Genomic DNA, 16,182 nt, shown 5'->3' with positions numbered 1-16,182 from the left:
TGTCTTAGGTTCTTGGCCAGTCCACTAATCGATGTGGACTTCCTCGCGCAGGTCCGCCCAGATCTCACGTGACAGTTCGACAAAGCGTTTGTCATAGCGGATCTCCGAGGTCACGCGCGGACGCGGCAGGTTGATCTCGTAGACGCGCTTGAGCGTGGCCGGGCGCGCCGTCAGCACGAGGACCCGATCGGCCAAGGCGATGGCCTCTTCCAGGTCATGCGTGACAAACACCACCGAGCCGGTGTTTTGTGACCACAGCTGCAGCAACTCGTCCTGCATCAGCGTGCGGGTCTGCATGTCGAGCGCGCTAAAGGGCTCATCCATCAGCAGGATCTGAGGATTGTTGATGAAGGTCTGCGCCAGCGCCACGCGCTTGCGCATGCCGCCCGAGAGCTGGTGCGGGTAGTGGTTGGCGAACTTGGCCAGCCCGACCTTGCGCAACCATTGTTCGGCCAGGGCGTAGGCCGTGTCCTTACTGCTGCCGCGGAAGAGCGGTCCGGCGGCGACGTTGTGCAATACCTTGTTCCAGGGAAAGACCGCGTCGGGCTGGAACACGAAGCCGATGCTCGGATCGATCCCGTTGACGCGATTGCCATTCAGGCGGACCTCGCCCGCGCTGGGCTTGAGCAACCCTGTGATCAGGCTGAGGGTGGTCGATTTGCCGCAGCCGGTCGGCCCAACGATGGCGACGAACTCGCCTTTGCCCACACGCATCGAGAAGTCTCGCAGTGCGACGGTGGCGGTGCCATCGGGTGAAATGTACCGGCAGGAGACACGCTCGAACTCGATAGCCGGAGTGTCTGGTGACGCTGTCTTGATCATGGAGAATCCTTGCTGCCGCCGGCCGGTGGCGCGGGCGGGTTGTGACATCACGGGGTCAATCCACCGGTTCATTTGACCCGTTCGACAAACTCGTTGGAGTAGGTACGATTGAGCTCGACATGCTTGCCTTTAACGGTCGGATCGAATGAGGCGAGCACCTTGAGCACCGTTTCGGGGCCGCCGGCGGGCATCCTGCCGTCGTCCGTGAACATGGGCAGCGAGGCGCCCAGGGCCTTGACGTAGAGCTCGCGGTTATTGCCGTAGTAGTCCTTGGGCATCTTCTGCGCGATCTCCTCGGCGCTGTGGGCTTCGATAAAGCGCATGGTCTTGACGAAGGCGCGCGTCAGCTTCTGCACCTGCTCCTTGTGCCCTTCCACCCAGGCGCGCTGCATATAAAGGCTGGAGGCCGGATAAAGCCCGCCCAGTGCCTGGGTGGTGCCCTCGGCCGTGCGCATGTCGACCAGCACCTGCGCCTCGCCCGGCACCTAGCCGAACACCACCACGGCCTCTACTTCCTTGCCCTTGCTCTGCAGGTCAATGGTGTGATCGTAGAAGCCCACCACGCCCTGCACCGCGCCGGCCAGCAGTTCGTTTTCGGCGTCGACCCCGGCCGGCTGCGAGAGGATCTCGACGTCGAGCCCCTCCTCCTTGAAGTAGCCCAGCTGCTCGGTCAGCCTGGCTGGCAGGTAGATGATCTTGGTCGCGCCGCCCACCATGATCGACAGCTTGCCATCGGCCGCGCGAACCGTGCCCGCCGCCGCCAGCGTTGCGAACATGACCGCGAACACGCCCTTGCTGATTGCATTCATGCCTGTCTCCTTTGTTTAGGTGCCCGGGCCCGGCGACCGAGCCGTTGCGGGTCCTGGTACCCGGGCGACCTCTGCCATGCTTGCCTGGGCTACCGCATTGAGGTCGACTCATTCTAGGCAGCGAAATCCTTCAGCCAGCTTTCTCCACCGTTAAGGGAAAGTCCCGAGAACATAGCCGCCGCATTGACAGGTAGTTGACAGCCTTCCCTTCGTAGAATCTGGCCCGTGGTTGGTTGAATCAGCCAGCAATTCCGGCAGCAGAAGGCCACGTCCGATTCGCAAGGCATAGCCGGGACAAGAGCTAGGACCTCGCTGGCGGACGCGTTTCGCGTCCCTTCACCACAAGAGGCGCTCCTGACCCAAGGGCACAGGCCGGCAGACAAACTTCAAGGAGACTGCCATGGCTCGCGCCGTTGCTAAGGAGCGCGTATGCCACACGGCTAGCCGGTGCAGTCTCTTACATCGCAATAGGAAAATAGATGGAATACCGCGCAAGCGAAAAAATCCCCACCACCCTGATCCCTGGCGATGGAATCGGACCAGAAGTGGTGGAGGCAACCGTCAAGGTCCTCGACGCGCTCGGCGCACCCTTCGCGTGGGACATCCAGCAGGCCGGCATGGCTGGTATCGAGTGCGGCGGCGATCCGCTGCCGGACGCTACGCTGGACAGCATCCGCCGCACCGGCCTCGCCCTCAAGGGACCACTGACCACGCCGGTGGGGGGTGGCTTTCGCTCGGTCAATGTGCGCCTGCGCGAGGCATTCAATCTCTATGCCAATGTGCGGCCGGCCCGCACGCTGGTGCCGGGACGCTTCGAGGATATTGACTTAGTGCTAGTGCGCGAGAACGTGGGCGGCTTCTACGTGGCGCATGATTACTACATTCCGGTCGGCGACGATCCGCATGCGGTGGCCGTGTCCACCGGCACCAACACGCGCGACGCGTGCCGGCGAATTGCCCGCTTCGCCTTCGAGTATGCCGTCAGGAACGGGCGCAAGAAGATCACGGTGGTACACAAAGCCAATATCCTCAAGGCCCTGACCGGCATCTTCCTTGATGCCGCGCGTGAGGTGGCCAAGGACTACGCCGATCGCGTGATCATGGACGACCGCATTGTCGATGCCTGCGCCATGCAACTGGTGCTGAACCCCTGGCAGTTCGACATGCTGCTCTGTACCAATCTGTTCGGTGACATTCTGTCGGACCAGATCGCCGGTTTGGTGGGCGGGCTAGGCATGGCGCCCGGCGCCAATATCGGCGAGCATGCGGCGATCTTCGAAGCCGTGCACGGCTCGGCGCCCGATATTGCGGGCAAGGGCATCGCCAATCCGATTTCGCTGATGCTCGCCGCTGGCCTGATGCTCGAGCACGTTGGCCGACAGGACATGGCCTTACGGCTGCGCCAGGCCATCGAGCAGACGCTCAACGTGGATCAGGTGAAGACCGGCGACCTCAAGGGCACGGCCTCCACGCTGCATTTTGCCGACGCCGTGGCGAAGCGCATCGCTTTGTCCCGCTGAGGCGCGAGTTCCGAACGCCATACCGATGATCAGACCAAGGGCCGGGCTGCTGGATAGTTTCGTTGTACCGCAGCACCGGCCTTCAACCGCAAGGAGACACTTCATGCAAACCACCTCACATACTTTACCTCCCGCCGAGGCGCAGCAAACCGCAATCAAGCCGCGCTTCTGGCCCGAAGGCTGGTGGAAGTTGATGGAATTCCGGATCGGTATCATCCCGCTGCCGGTTTACGTGATCCTGCTCGCGCTGATCGCGGGCTTCGCAGTCACTGGCAAGGTCCCCGGCGAGATCTCGATGGCGATCGCCGTGCTCGCCTTCTTTGGCTTCACCTGTGCGGAAATCGGCAAACGCCTGCCGATCATTCGCAACATCGGTGCCGCTGCGATCTTCGCGACCTTCATTCCGTCGGCGCTGACTTACTATCACCTGCTGCCCAAGCCGATCCTGAGCCTCACGACGGAGTTCACCAAGTCCACCAACTTCCTGTATCTGTTCATCGCGTCAATCATCGTCGGCAGCATTCTCAGCATGGACCGAAGGGTGCTGATACAGGGCTTCATCAAGATCTTCATTCCACTAGCGGTCGGCTCGATCGCAGCCGGCATCGTCGGGACGGCCGTGGGCACGGCGCTTGGACTCGGCGCGCACCATACGTTCTTCTACATCGTGGTGCCGATCATGGCGGGCGGTGTCGGCGAAGGCGCGATTCCGCTGTCGATCGGGTACTCGGAGATCCTCCATCTGCCTCAGGGCGACCTGTTCGCGCAAGTGCTGCCGCCCGTGATGCTTGGCAGCCTCACCGCGATCATCCTGTCCGGCGTGCTCGACAAGGTTGGCAAGCGCTTTCCGCACCTCACCGGCGAAGGGCGCCTGCAAGTCGGCGAAGAAGACGAAATGGACCCGGTTCAGGAGGAGATTCGCGGGCATATCGACGTCACCCATATCGCGGCGGCGGGGATCACGGCCATTACGTTGTACCTGCTCGGGCTGATGTGCCGCAACCTGTTCGGGCTGCCGGCGCCGGTCGCCATGCTGTTCCTCGCGGTGCTGGTCAAGATCACCCGTGCCGTGTCTCCACCGCTGCAGGAAGGTGCTTTCGTCGTCTACAAGTTCTTTTCGACGGCGGTGACTTATCCGCTGCTGTTCGCGATCGGCGTGGCGATGACACCGTGGGACAAGCTGATCGCCGCGTTCACGCTCGCCAACATCGTGACGATCGTCGCGACCGTCACGACGCTGATGGGCACGGGCTTCGTGGTTGCGCGGATGCTGAAGATGCATCCGATCGATACGGCGATCGTGAACGCATGCCACAGCGGGCAGGGCGGAACCGGTGACGTCGCGATCCTGACGGCTGCCAACCGGATGACGCTGATGCCGTTTGCGCAGATCGCCACGCGCATCGGCGGCGCGATCGTCGTGACGCTTACGCTGATCGTGCTGGCGCATATGGGGTGATGCGCAGATATCGGCGTACTGACGGTTGGCGCGGGTGTGCATAGTTGGCCATGCACCTTGAGAGAAGCCTCGTATGCACAACGACATGCGGACGACTTTCTATGCGACGGACTTGAGCGAGCGCTGCGAAGAGGTACTTGCTCACTCCATCGGCATGGCCAACCAATTTCGTGCGAGGCTACAGGTGCTCACCGTCATTCCTGACCAGCGCGAGACCTCATTGATTGAGGTCGACTCGCTCGTGCCACAAGCGGTCCTGAACAAATACCACGATGGTCGCACCCAGCGGGTCAAGCAGCACATCGAATCACGCATTGATGCCTTTCATGCCGTGCGCGCATTCGCTAACAACGAGGAAATTGCATGAGCACTTCGAACTCGCAACTCACGACCACCGTGCTGATGACACCGGATATGGCAAACTTTTCTGGCAACGTCCATGGAGGAGCGATTCTGAAACTTCTCGATCAGAACGCTTATGCTTGCGCAAGTCGATACGCCGGGCGCTATGTGGTCACATTGAGCGTTGATCGAGTTACGTTTCTGGAGCCGATACACGTTGGCGAACTTGTCACATTTCTGTCCAGCGTCAACTACACGGGCAAGTCTTCCATGGAGATCGGAATCAAGGTGCTGGCCGAAAACATTTGCTCACAGCAGACGCGGCACGTGAACAGCTGCTTCTTCACAATGGTCGCGGTCGACGCCGAGCGCAAGCCGGTCGCAGTAACGCCGTTAGTGCTGACGACAGCGGAAGAAAAAAGGCGCTTTGCTGCAGCCCAAATCAGACGGACTATCCGCCAGGAACTCGGTGCCCGCTGCCAGGCCGCGGAAGCCATTGCGGCAGTGTAGACGGCATAGCGCCGTCATCATCCAATGCATTTCATTCCGGAATGCATGTCCAAATATGCGCCCAAAAGCGAGCGCGGATGATTGGCCCTGCCGTGGCCGGCGCGTCGACGCCGGGCGCCTGCGCCTGAGCTTGGACGAACACATGCTCAAGCCGAAGGCGTGAGCTGCCTGCTACACGGCCTCGTCGCCCACGGCGCTGCGGATCCGCGCGGCAAGCTTCGCCAGTACGCCCGCCCGGCCGCTACCGGCATCCCGAAACTATCGTCACGACAAGCGGCCGCGGCAACATTCCGGATGCATCAAGATGCCGTTCCACGTAGTCACGCAGGTCGGCCTCAATGGCGGCGTGGAGCGATGTCGGCACCTCTTCCCACAAGCGCATCGACCGCGCGTGCGCAACCGCCTGGTCGATGGAGAGCGACTCCATCGTTTGGATCCGGTCTTCCCGGACCGCGTGAAAACCGCCGGCGGCCAGCGTCCCGGCAGGCTGGTACTCGGCTTTGGGCCGCGCGTGGCTCAGTGCCACGTGGCGGTCGACGATGTCAACGATGGCCTCGCGAAAATCGCCCGCGTCGTTCTTGTTGACGACGACAAAGGCCGCGCCTGGCATCAATACGCGGCGGATGTTGCGCACTGATGCATCGTCCGAGAACCAGTGGAACGCGCCGAAGGCGGTAGCCCCGCCGAATGCCGCATCGGCAAAATCCAGGCGATCGGCGCCCATTACGTGGTACGCGCCCGCCTGCCCCAGCCGGCGCGCCTCGTCGATCATGTCCGGGTCAACGTCGATCCCGACCGGGCGAAAACCGCACGCGGTCAGTTGCCGGGTGGCGATGCCCGTGCCGCATCCGATGTCGAGGATGGCTTGCTTCTGTGCCGCCGCCAGAATATCTGCGACCTTGTCCATCACAGCCGTGCTGTAGGACTGGCGAGCCTGGTTGTAGATGGCTGCGGATTCGCCGAATGACATGCGTGGGGTACTCCTGAGATGATGGCCGGTCGGGCCAATCCATGAAAGACGTTCAGCCCGGGTACACAGGCGACGCCACCGGGTCGTGCATCATGAAGCGGTCGCGGCCGTTGCGCTTGGCCTGGTACATGGCAGCGTCGGCCTTTTCGAGCAGGAACTCCAGCGACGGCGACGCCGGGATTTCGCAAACCGCGCCGACACTGATGGTGACGCACGGGTGCTCTGGCCAGCCGCCGTGCGGCAGCGCCAGCGAGCGCACGGCATTGAGCAGGCGCAAGCCGACTTCCCGCGTCTCGGCGGGCGCGATCGCCGGCAGCACGATGACGAACTCTTCGCCGCCAACGCGGGCGCAGAAGTCGCTGGGGCCGTTGCGCATGGCTTCGCCGATGGCGGCGGCAACACGGCGCAGGCATTCGTCGCCGTGCACGTGGCCGTGGAGATCGTTGTACTGCTTGAAGTAATCGACGTCGATGATCAGCAGGCCGACGGGAATGCCGCGCTCAAACGCGTCGGCTATCGCGACGGCGGCCTCGCGCTGGAAGTAGCGCCGGTTGAGCGCGCCGGTGAGCGCATCGCGATACAGGTCCGCCTCGATGCGCGAGAGCTTTTCCTCGGTCTCGCCGAGCCGCACCGCCAGGCTGGAGTTTTCCTCCGTCAACGCATGCTCGCGCGAGCGAAAGCGCGTGACGTCGCGCAGGAACACAATGATCCCGACCGGCTGCCGGTGCAGGTTGCGCACCGAATCCACGGTGAGCTCGTAGTCGACGCGCGCCTGCGAAATCAGGTGCGAGCCGCCGCTGCCGGGTGCGCCGCTGCGGCTGGCGGCAATCGCGTCCCGCCAGGCAGGCGGAAACGCGCTGCCCCGCTCTACCCCCGCCAGCAGGCGCCGCGCGGCAGGGTTGAAGTCGACGATGATGTCGTTGGCATTCACGATCACGCAACCCTCTTGCAAGGCATCGAAGACCCTGAGCCTGGCGTAGTGGCCAACGTCATCCAGGTGCCTGCGCAGCGCGCATACCCACACCAGCACCGCCGTCACCGTGAAGGTGGCGGGGGTCAGGTCGCCGCCCAGCGGCCCCGTCCATCCGCGCAAGTACGCGATATTGGCCACCAGCGGCAACGCCAGGCCGCCCGCGAGCACCGCCCTTCCCCCGCGGGTCAGGCTGCTGTTTGGCACCCGGGCCGTCAGCAGGAAGTAAACGCTGATCAGCAACAGCAGGTAGGTGTAGGCAGCCGCAGCGGCGTATCCCGGGCCATGGCCGAAGACGGCGCCAGGCGGTGCGCCCCCCGGCACCAGCCGGATCGATGTCCAGATCAGGTGATGCCGTTCGTTGGTAAAGACCAGGGCCAGCGTCACGATATTGATGACGATGGGCAGGGATAGCAGCGACCAAGGGATGACGAATCTTGGACGGCTGAGCTGGAGGATGGCGCAGAGCCAGCCGATGGGCACGGCGACAATGCCGACATATTGCACCTTGGCCCACAGGATGCGGGTTTCCAGGTCGACGGAGTTCAACTCGAGCAGGCGGCCGCCGCTCCATAGCGCGCTCCCCAGGGCCAGCGCCAGGAAGGCCTTGACGATGGGATCGTCCCGCCGTGTCCAGGTTGCGACGGCAACCGTCAGACTTCCGACAACCGCAAAGGTGAGGCAGAGGACAAGGGGGTACGAAGGCATTCGGCCGGTTCCAGGACACGCCCGCCGGCAGCGCCAGCGGTGGATTCTCCGGTCGGATTATAAAGCGGCGCAGCGCGGCCGATCCGTGTCGCGGGAAGACTGAGGCGTGCCTGGACGAATGCGCTCTTGTGCAGGCAGCTATGCGGCCGGACTTCGAACTGGCCGTCTAAGCCGATCGGACATCTCCTTGAGCGGCATGGCCAGGATGGCATCGAGCAGCCGGGCCTCGCCGCCATCCGGCGTGGCCTCAGCTTCGACTTGCGATCGGACCTCATTCGTGGCCTGCGCTACGGCAGCCATCACTGCGTCGAGCTCATAGGCCGCCGCCGTTGGACTCAAGCCAAGCTCCTGCCCCGCTTGAATCAGGTCGGTGCGCTGGAGGTCGCCGTAGTGCCTGGCGGCCCCGATCGGCATGGACAATTCGGAATCCGGCCAGTACGGCGCGGTGTCGCGAAAGTTCTTGGTGTCGTACACCACGGTGCTGACGATATCGTAGAACGGTGCAAGGCTGGCCCCCACCCCACTCCGCGCTCCTCCCTCAAAACCCCAACTGCCGCGCGGCCAGGTCTTTCATGATTTCCTCCGACCCGCCGCCGATCATCATGACCTTGACCTCGCGGTACACCCGCTCGCTCAGGGTGCCGCGCATGAAACCCATGCCGCCCAGGATCTGCACGGCCTGGTCGGCGCAGAACTGCATGGCCTGGGTGGCCTGGATCTTGGCCATGCAGGTGCGTGCCACCAGTTGCGCCGGGTCGCCGGCCTGGTGCTGCACGCGGTAAGCCAGGTCGTAGACGAGGTTGCGGGCGGCTTCGATGCGCAGGGCCATGTCGACCAGCTTGTGGCGGATCACCTGGCGCTCCACCAGCGGGTGGCCGAAGGTGCTGCGCTGGCGCGCCCAGTCGAGTGCTTCGTGCAGGCAGGCTTCGGCATAGCCATAGGCGCTGGCGCTCATCCCCAGCCGCTCGGCGTTGAAGTTGCGCATGATGACCTGGAAGCCACGGTTTTCTTCGCCGATCAGGTTGGCGGCCGGGATCCGGCAGTTGTCGAAATGCAGGTGGGCGGTGTCGGAGGCGAGCCAGCCCATTTTCTTGAGTTCGGTGCGGGTCAGGCCGGGCGGGTTGCCTTCGATCAGGAGCAGGGAAATGCCGCCTGCGCCCTTGTTGGCGGGATCGGTACGCACCGCGGTGGTGATGAAATCGGCGCGCATGCCGGAGGTGATGAAGGTCTTCTCGCCGTTGACGATGTAGTGGTCGCCGTCGCGCACGGCGGTGGTCTTCAGGCTGGCCACGTCGGAGCCGCCGCCGGGCTCGGTAATGGCCAGGGCGGCGATCTTGTCGCCAGCGATGACCGCGGGCAGCACGCGTTCCTGCAGCGCCTGGCTGCCGGCCGCGACGATGGGCGGCACGCCGATGGAGTGGGAGTGCAGCGACGCGTTGACGCCGCCGGAGCCGCAGCGGGCAAACTCTTCGGCCTGGATCAGGTGATAGAAGATGTCGCCGGGCGTGCCACCGAAGTGTTCCGGGTAACCGAGCCCGAGCAGGCCGACTTCCCCGGCGCGGCGGTACAGCGAGCGGGGAAAGGTCCCGGCTTCGTCCCAGTCATTCACGTAGGGTGTGATCTCGCGGGCGACGAAGTCGCGCAGCGTGCTGCGGAACTGCGCGTGCTCGGCGGTGAAATAGTGCGCAAGGGGCGGCAGGGTCAGGAGGCTCATCGTGGGTCCTGTCAGTGGGGCTGTCGGTGGACTTTCGGGTTGGGGGTGGTGTGCGGCATGCAAGCCGGCTTCCCTCGACCATAGGCCGCGCCGTGTGCTTCGTCTTGCGCAAAGTGGTTGGCCCCGCCAGACCCCAACCAACCACTTAGCCACTTAGCCAGGCGGCATGCGATCGAGCTGCCGGGCGGATGCCTCCAGCCCTTGCAGGATGCTGTCCGCCACCTTTTGCGGGAAGCCCTCCGGCAAGGCGGCGCTGACCGTGGCAATGACAGCTGGCGTTTGCGCAACGAGCCGCTGGACGATGCCTTCCGCATCCGGGCCGTGGAAGCACTTGGGCGCCATGGCGTTGAAATGCCGGCGCTGCACGTCCTTGAACAGGTAGTGCCGGTTCTTGCCGGCCACCGCCATGGCCAGCTTGGCCTTGTGCCATGACCACTGGTTTGCCCCAAAGCCAACCACCGGCCAGATTGACATCACGTCATAGAGCGGCGTCATCCGGTAGCGCCCGCCCGGCAGCAGGCGGATGCTGAAATTCTTGGCATGCCCGTCGGGTGCCGCCAGCATCCAGAACAGGATCTGCGTGGCGAGGAAGATCTCCAGGTCTTCGTCGGCATGGGTGGATTGCCGCAGGATCTGGGCGATGTCGCGCATGCCCGGGCCGCCGTCCGCTTCGTACTTCAGGTGCGGGGCGACGCCGAGCGCCTGGCAGAAATCCTCCTGCGGCAGGCGCAGGATCCAGCCTCCCGAGGAATGCATCTGCCGGTCGAAGCGCTGCACGCTCAGGACCTTCTGGCTGGCGAAGGTCTTGATTTCGCTATGCGCCACCGGCAGACCATAGGCGGCGAGGATAGTCAGGCAGAGCCACTCGTTCTCGACCGAGGTACTGAGGTCGGCCCGCTTGTTGCCCACCAGCCCGAGCGGCAGCTTGAGGATGTGCGTGGTGGGCGTGGCGCCGTGGGGCTTCATCCACTGGTTGCCGTGCCACAGCAGCGCGGTCTTTTCCTGCGCGCCGGCCAGGGAGATGCGGAAGTCGTCGGCTTCGTCCTGCACGCCCATGCCGGCGGGGCTGACCGTTTGCCGCAGCAGCTTTTCAATGTCGGAGTCGGATTGCGGCGTGCCGTCGATGCGGTCATGGCCTACCGGCTGTTCGTTCTCGCCGAGCAATTGCACGGCGCCGACGCAATCGCGGCCGATGGCTTCCAGCAGGTCGAAGGCTTCCGTGGTTGCCGTCTTGAAACGCGTGGCCAGGCGCTTGCGGATGGCGTCGCTGTCGGGCAGCAGGTTGTCGAAGTAGTTGCGCACCCGGTCGCCCTTGAGCGGGGAGGTATCGACGCCAAAGGGAAGCGACAGGGAAAGTGGGCGTCCGGCGGGCGAGGCCAGCCAGCCTGGGTCGTACTGCAACGCCATGTCGCCCCGCGTGGGGATGCGCCACGTCCCTACCCGCTCGCCATTGGCCCATATCGATAACGCCCGCGCATGCGATCTGCGGCCCATGGCTACCACTCCACCGGCGAGGCTTCGGCGCCCGCCGCGCGCCTATCCTGCACGACGAGTTCCAGGCCGAGGATGCTGATCAGCGCCAGCAACTGGTCGGCGCTGATGCTGCCCGGGTTGAGCTCCATATGGGAGATGCGGCTCTGGCTGACATCCAGCCGCGCGGCCAGGTCCGTCTGCGACAACTTGGCGGCGCGCCGTGCGGATTGCAGCACTTGCCCGAGCTGGCTGGGGGTGGTGAGCAGCTGTTTCATCTTGGTGATCCGGGGTTACCCATCAAATGCATAATCTCACTTTACGAACAATATGGGTAAATTGCAAATACCAACTAAATGGGTATTTTTCAATTACCCATGTCATGCGTAACCCATGTCCACCGCGACGACGCTGCCGCCCTGCGCAGCGACCCAGCCACTTTCCGCAAGCCTTGCCCCACGCTACTTGGCTACGCTTGCCGCTCTGACCTGCCCCGGGTCTTTGCCGCATCCAATTTGCCATCCAACGCCAGGAGAGTCCGCATGACTGCCAACCCGCCGCCCGCCACCATTGGTGCCGCCCTTCGCCAGGCCAGCCAGCGGTGGGGCCAGCGCACCGCCTACCTCTGCGGGCAGCAGGCCCACAGCTTTGCCGGGATGGAGGCCAGCTCCGCGCGGCTTGCCTGCGGGCTGCTTGGCCTGGGCATCGCCCGTGGCGAGCGCATCGGCGTGATCGGCCTGAACCAGATCGAGTGGCTGCAACTGTTCTTTGCCGCAAGCCGCATCGGCGTGGCGGTGGTGGGCCTGAGCGTGCGCTACCGCGACAACGAGATCGAGCATATGGTCAACGACAGCGCGGTCAAGGCAGTCTTCACGGTGCCGGAGTGCGAGGGCTTTGATTTTCCAGGCATGCTGGCACGGCTGGCGCCGCGCATGCCGGGCTTGTCGCATGTGGTGCTGATCGACCCAATCGACCCAATCGACCCAATCGACACGGCGCCATCGGCCGACACCAGCTCACTGCGGCTTTCCACGCTGCTGGCTACCGCGCCGGACCCGGCCGTGCTGGCAGCCGCCGAGGCGCAGGTCGTGCCGCAGGACCTGGCCATGGTGATCTACACCTCGGGCACCACCGGGCGGCCAAAGGGTGCGGGACTGTCCCACCGCAGCATGCTGGCGGCGGCCCTGGCGCAAGCGCGCCATGTGCGCACGACCGAGGCCGACCAGATCCAGCTGGCCCTGCCCTTGAACCACGTGGGCGGCATCACCTGCGGGGTGCTGAACTTCCTGTTGGGCGGCGGCACTTGCGACCTCGTGCCAGCCTTCAAGGCGGACCTGGTGCTCGCCAGGATGCGCCAGCACCCGCCCACCATCTTCTCGGGCGTGCCGACCATGGCCACGTTGCTGCTGATGCATCCCGACTCGGCCAAGGTGGATTTCTCCTCCGTGCGGCTCGTGATCGTGGGCGGCGCCACCGTGGATGCCGCCCTGCTGGAGCAACTGCAGGCCCGCATGCCGCAGGCGACGGTGATGAACCTGTACGGCCTCTCGGAATCCTCCGGGGCGATCGTCATGACGCCCTGGGACGCGCAGCGGCAGGACCTGATGCAATCGATCGGCCGCGTGTTCGACAGCGCCGAGGTGCGGGTGGTCTCGTTTGCCGGCGAAAGCCTGGCCACGGGCGAAATCGGCGAACTCTGTTTCCGTGGCGCGGGCGTTTGCCCGGGCTACGTCGGCGGCGCGGCCGGGGAGGATGGATTCGATGCCCAGGGCTGGCTGCACTCGGGCGACCTGGGTTTTGTGGACGAACGCGGCTATATCCACCTGAAGGGACGCAAGAAGGATATGTATATCCAGGGCGGCTTCAACGTCTATCCGGCCGAGATCGAAGGCGTGATCGCGCGGCACCCGGCGGTGATGATGGTCGCCGGCATTGGCGTGCCCGACCCCGTGCTGGGCGAGATCGGCCGCTACTACATCGTGCCCAAGCCAGGCTGCCAGGTCTCCGAGCAGGAAATCCGCGCGTACTGCGGGACCCGCCTGGCCGATTACAAGGTGCCGCGCCAGGTGGTGCTGCGCGAAGCGCTGCCGCTCACGCCGGCCGGCAAGATCCATAAGGCGGCCTTGCGCACTGAGGACGCGCCGGATACCCCTGCCCGGCCCGCCTAGCCGGGCATGCCGCTGCCCACCTCCGCACGCTCGCCAATCAGGGCGAGCTTGCGCGAGCCGGCAAAGATATCGCTGGGCTTGAGCCCGAAGGCCTGGCGGATGGAATGGCTGAAGTGGGTGGAGTCCGGATAGCCGGCATCGAGCGCCACATGGGCCAGGTTGGAGTCCTGGGTGACATAGTGCAGCAGGCTGCGGGCGCGCTTCCAGGTCCGGAAGCTGCGGAACGGCGTGCCGACATCCTCCTTGAACAGATGCAGGAAGCGCGAGAAGGACAGATGGGCCGATGCGGCGCATGACTCGGCCGTGGCCGTGGCCGACGGCGCATTGCGGATGCGCTGCACCGCGGCCTCGATACGCGGGTCCAGCTTGCGCGGCGCCAGCGCGTGCCCGAAGAAGATCTGGTCGAAGCTGTCCGCCTGCAGTTCCAGCTCCCGGCCGCGCTCGCTCAGGTAGGCATGCGCCTGGCGCACATGGCGCACAAAGGCCGGATCGTCCACCGGCCCTGCCCGCTCGCGTATCACCGGCGGCAGGCGCGCCAGGTCGATGCTCTCCGCCTCCAGTGCGAGGTCGCAGATCATGCGGTCGTCGCAAGCGACCGAGTGCGGCATGTACGCCGGCACCACCGCCAGTTCCGTGGATGCCCAGGGTCCGTCGTCAAACCGGATGCGGATAGGGGCGCGCAACGCCACGTAAATCAACAGCCCACCCATGGTGCGGACCGAAGGCGAGCCAAGCAGGCCGGCGTAGAACAGCCTGTCGGGGGTGAGCCACATCACCCGGCCGGCTCCGTTCCGGGCGCCAGGCGCCACGGTCGTCGCTGGCGGGCACGCAATGCCTGGTGCTTGCATCTGCATGTCCTTGTCTCCTGCTGGCACCGTCCGCGCCCCGATGGGGGCGTCGTCAGGCCTGCTGGTTATTTGCTCTCGGTGCGCCGCCATGATGCGATGCAAAAATGCGACGCAAAAAGCAGCGTAGCCGGGGCTACCGGCTACGTCTTGCGTCAGGTGGCTATGTCAGGTGGCTATGCCTGCCACAGGCGGGCCCGGTGCTCAGCCCTTGTCATGGTGCTCGTGGTGCTCATCGTAATGCTCGCGATACTGCTGGCGCAACGCGAACTTCTGGATCTTCCCGGTGGACGTGGCCGGCAATGCCGCCAGCAGCAGCACCGCCTTGGGCACCTCGAAGCCGCCCAGGTGGGCCTTGCAGTGCGCGCCCAGTTCGTCCTCCTCGACCCGTGCGCCGGGCTTCAGGGTCACAAAGGCCGTCACCGCCTCGCCCCAGCGCGCATGCGGCAGCCCGACCACCGCCGCATTGGCCACGGCGGCATGGCGCAGCAACACTTCCTCGACCTTGATCGAGGGCACGTTTTCGCCGCCACTCTTGATCATGTCCTTGATGCGGTCGAGGAAAAGCAACTGGCCATCGTCGTCCAGCACGCCAAGATCGCCGGAGTGATGCCAGCCAAAGCGCTGCACGCGGGCGGTAGCCTCGGGGTCCTTGTAATAGCCCAGCATCACGTTCGGCCCGCGAAACACGATCTCGCCGGGCTCGCCCGGGCCGAGCAGCCGGCCGTCGTCGCTCATCACCGCCACCTCGTTGACCACCGTGCCCACGCCCCAGAAGGCACCAAAGCGCTTGCGCTGCTCCTGCGCCTCGAAAATGGTGGCCGCCGGATACATCTCGGTCTGGCCTGAGCACAGGACGAAGTTGGGGCAGAACGCATCAAGCAGGCGCAGCAGCAGGTTCTTGGGCAGCGGCGCCATGCCGTAGATGCACAGCCGCACGCTGGAGAGATCGGTCGCGGCGAACCGCGGGTGCTCCAGCATGGCCCGGTACATCATTGGCAGCGCCACCACCACGGTGACGCGGTGCCGGGCCAGGTCCGCCAGCACCCGGGCCGGATCGAAGCCGCGTCCGATCACCACGGCATGGCCGCCCAGCAGCGCGCTCATGGTATTGCCGTGCTGCGCGCAGTGGAACATCGGCAGCAGGCAGGTAAAGACTTCACTCGCCGTCCCGCAGCCGGTATCGACCAGGTTGGCCGCCAGCACCGAATGCACCGAAGCGTGGGAGTGCATGACGCCCTTTTGCGGGCCGGTGGTGCCGCTGGTGTACATGATCTGCGCCAGTTGGCCGCTGGCGATGTCCACATCCGGCAGCGTGGCCAGCTGGCCGGCCAGCGCGTCGGCATGCCGGGTAATGGCTAACCCGGCCAACCCGGCCAACCCGGCCAACCCGGTCATCTCATCGGCCACCTCGCCCGCCGGCTCCAGCAACACGACGGGAATGCGCGACGCCGCGACCAGCTCGCCGATGCCGGGCCGCGCCAGCACGGACGCGTCCGCCACCAGGCGCGTCACCTCCGCGTGTTCCAGGATGTACTGGATCGCATCCGGCGCCAGCGCCGTGTTGATCGGCACCCACACCATGCCTGCTTTCTGGATGCCCAGCAGCGCCACGATCATGTCGATCGAGTTGTTGCACAGCATGCCGACACGCTCCGCGCTGCGCATGCCCTGGGCCAGCAGGTAGTGGGCAAACTGGTTGGTGGCGGCGTTCAGCGCCGTATAGCTGAGGCTGTGGTCGCCCTCGATCAATGCGGTCCGGGCGCCGAAGCGCCGGGCGCCACGGTGGATCACATCGCCCAGGGCGATGCGCCCGATGCGCTCGCGCGCCTGTTCCGTTGCCGTGCTCATGGTTGTCTCCGGTTGCTCATGGAT

14 protein-coding genes and 1 pseudogene are annotated in these 16,182 nt (G+C 64.9%); 5 read left to right on the top strand and 10 right to left on the bottom strand.

All coding sequences use genetic code 11. From position 1 onward, the window contains the following. Positions 1-24: 24 nt before the first annotated feature. Positions 25-822, bottom strand: coding sequence for an ABC transporter ATP-binding protein (locus RR42_RS29545; RefSeq protein ID WP_043355219.1), 798 nt, complete (start codon positions 820-822; stop codon positions 25-27). A gap of 68 nt (positions 823-890) precedes the next feature. Next, positions 891-1,631: pseudogene (locus RR42_RS29540) on the bottom strand (ABC transporter substrate-binding protein). 479 nt (positions 1,632-2,110) lie between these two features. On the opposite strand from RR42_RS29540, the gene RR42_RS29535 reads away from it, so the two are divergent. From RR42_RS29535 to RR42_RS29520, 4 genes are all read left to right on the top strand, one after another. Beyond that, the gene (locus RR42_RS29535) at positions 2,111-3,151 is read left to right on the top strand and encodes an isocitrate/isopropylmalate dehydrogenase family protein (protein ID WP_043355218.1); all 1,041 of its coding nucleotides are present in this window, start codon (positions 2,111-2,113) and stop codon (positions 3,149-3,151) included. Positions 3,152-3,254: 103 nt separating this feature from the next. Further along, positions 3,255-4,610: a 2-hydroxycarboxylate transporter family protein gene (locus tag RR42_RS29530; RefSeq protein WP_043355215.1), complete on the top strand. Its 1,356-nt coding sequence runs from the start codon at positions 3,255-3,257 to the stop codon at positions 4,608-4,610. Between the two features lie 73 nt (positions 4,611-4,683). Continuing rightward, positions 4,684-4,977, top strand: coding sequence for a universal stress protein (locus RR42_RS29525; RefSeq protein ID WP_052495058.1), 294 nt, complete (start codon positions 4,684-4,686; stop codon positions 4,975-4,977). Next, positions 4,974-5,462: an acyl-CoA thioesterase gene (locus tag RR42_RS29520; RefSeq protein WP_043355212.1), complete on the top strand. Its 489-nt coding sequence runs from the start codon at positions 4,974-4,976 to the stop codon at positions 5,460-5,462. Before RR42_RS29525 ends, RR42_RS29520 begins: the two co-directional genes overlap by 4 nt. A 241-nt stretch (positions 5,463-5,703) precedes the next feature. Here the strand turns inward: RR42_RS29520 and RR42_RS29515 are convergent, their stop codons facing one another. The 6 genes from RR42_RS29515 to RR42_RS29490 all read right to left on the bottom strand — a co-directional run bounded on the left by RR42_RS29515 (position 5,704) and on the right by RR42_RS29490 (position 11,572). Next, the gene (locus RR42_RS29515; protein ID WP_043355209.1) at positions 5,704-6,432 is read right to left on the bottom strand and encodes a class I SAM-dependent methyltransferase; all 729 of its coding nucleotides are present in this window, start codon (positions 6,430-6,432) and stop codon (positions 5,704-5,706) included. A 52-nt stretch (positions 6,433-6,484) separates the two neighbouring features. Further along, positions 6,485-8,110, bottom strand: a complete 1,626-nt coding sequence (locus RR42_RS29510) for a histidine kinase N-terminal 7TM domain-containing protein (RefSeq protein ID WP_052495057.1) — start codon at positions 8,108-8,110, stop codon at positions 6,485-6,487. Positions 8,111-8,248: 138 nt separating this feature from the next. Further along, positions 8,249-8,629 (bottom strand): hypothetical protein, encoded by a 381-nt coding sequence (locus RR42_RS29505; protein WP_043355206.1) that lies wholly within the window; start codon positions 8,627-8,629, stop codon positions 8,249-8,251. Positions 8,630-8,648: 19 nt separating this feature from the next. After that, the gene (locus RR42_RS29500) at positions 8,649-9,824 is read right to left on the bottom strand and encodes an acyl-CoA dehydrogenase family protein (protein WP_043355204.1); all 1,176 of its coding nucleotides are present in this window, start codon (positions 9,822-9,824) and stop codon (positions 8,649-8,651) included. Between the two features lie 153 nt (positions 9,825-9,977). Further along, positions 9,978-11,318: a type II toxin-antitoxin system HipA family toxin gene (locus RR42_RS29495; RefSeq protein ID WP_043355201.1), complete on the bottom strand. Its 1,341-nt coding sequence runs from the start codon at positions 11,316-11,318 to the stop codon at positions 9,978-9,980. Between the two features lie 2 nt (positions 11,319-11,320). After that, positions 11,321-11,572 (bottom strand): helix-turn-helix domain-containing protein, encoded by a 252-nt coding sequence (locus RR42_RS29490; protein WP_043355200.1) that lies wholly within the window; start codon positions 11,570-11,572, stop codon positions 11,321-11,323. Between the two features lie 264 nt (positions 11,573-11,836). Here RR42_RS29490 and RR42_RS29485 point away from each other — a divergent pair, with 264 nt between their 5' ends. After that, on the top strand, positions 11,837-13,462 hold the full coding sequence (locus tag RR42_RS29485; protein ID WP_043355198.1) for a class I adenylate-forming enzyme family protein: 1,626 nt from the start codon (positions 11,837-11,839) through the stop codon (positions 13,460-13,462). Here RR42_RS29485 and RR42_RS29480 read toward each other — a convergent pair. Together RR42_RS29480 and RR42_RS29475 are read right to left on the bottom strand one after the other, a co-directional pair. Further along, positions 13,459-14,316 (bottom strand): helix-turn-helix transcriptional regulator, encoded by an 858-nt coding sequence (locus RR42_RS29480; RefSeq protein WP_236702072.1) that lies wholly within the window; start codon positions 14,314-14,316, stop codon positions 13,459-13,461. The two genes, RR42_RS29485 and RR42_RS29480, sit on opposite strands and share 4 nt — an antisense overlap. A 195-nt stretch (positions 14,317-14,511) precedes the next feature. Next, positions 14,512-16,158, bottom strand: coding sequence for a class I adenylate-forming enzyme family protein (locus tag RR42_RS29475; protein ID WP_043355196.1), 1,647 nt, complete (start codon positions 16,156-16,158; stop codon positions 14,512-14,514). Positions 16,159-16,182: the final 24 nt, after the last annotated feature.

Origin of the sequence: Cupriavidus basilensis (assembly GCF_000832305.1) — a bacterium.
In the GTDB taxonomy this organism is placed as follows: domain Bacteria; phylum Pseudomonadota; class Gammaproteobacteria; order Burkholderiales; family Burkholderiaceae; genus Cupriavidus; species Cupriavidus basilensis_F.
This window is presented reverse-complemented; position numbering and strand designations above follow the sequence as displayed.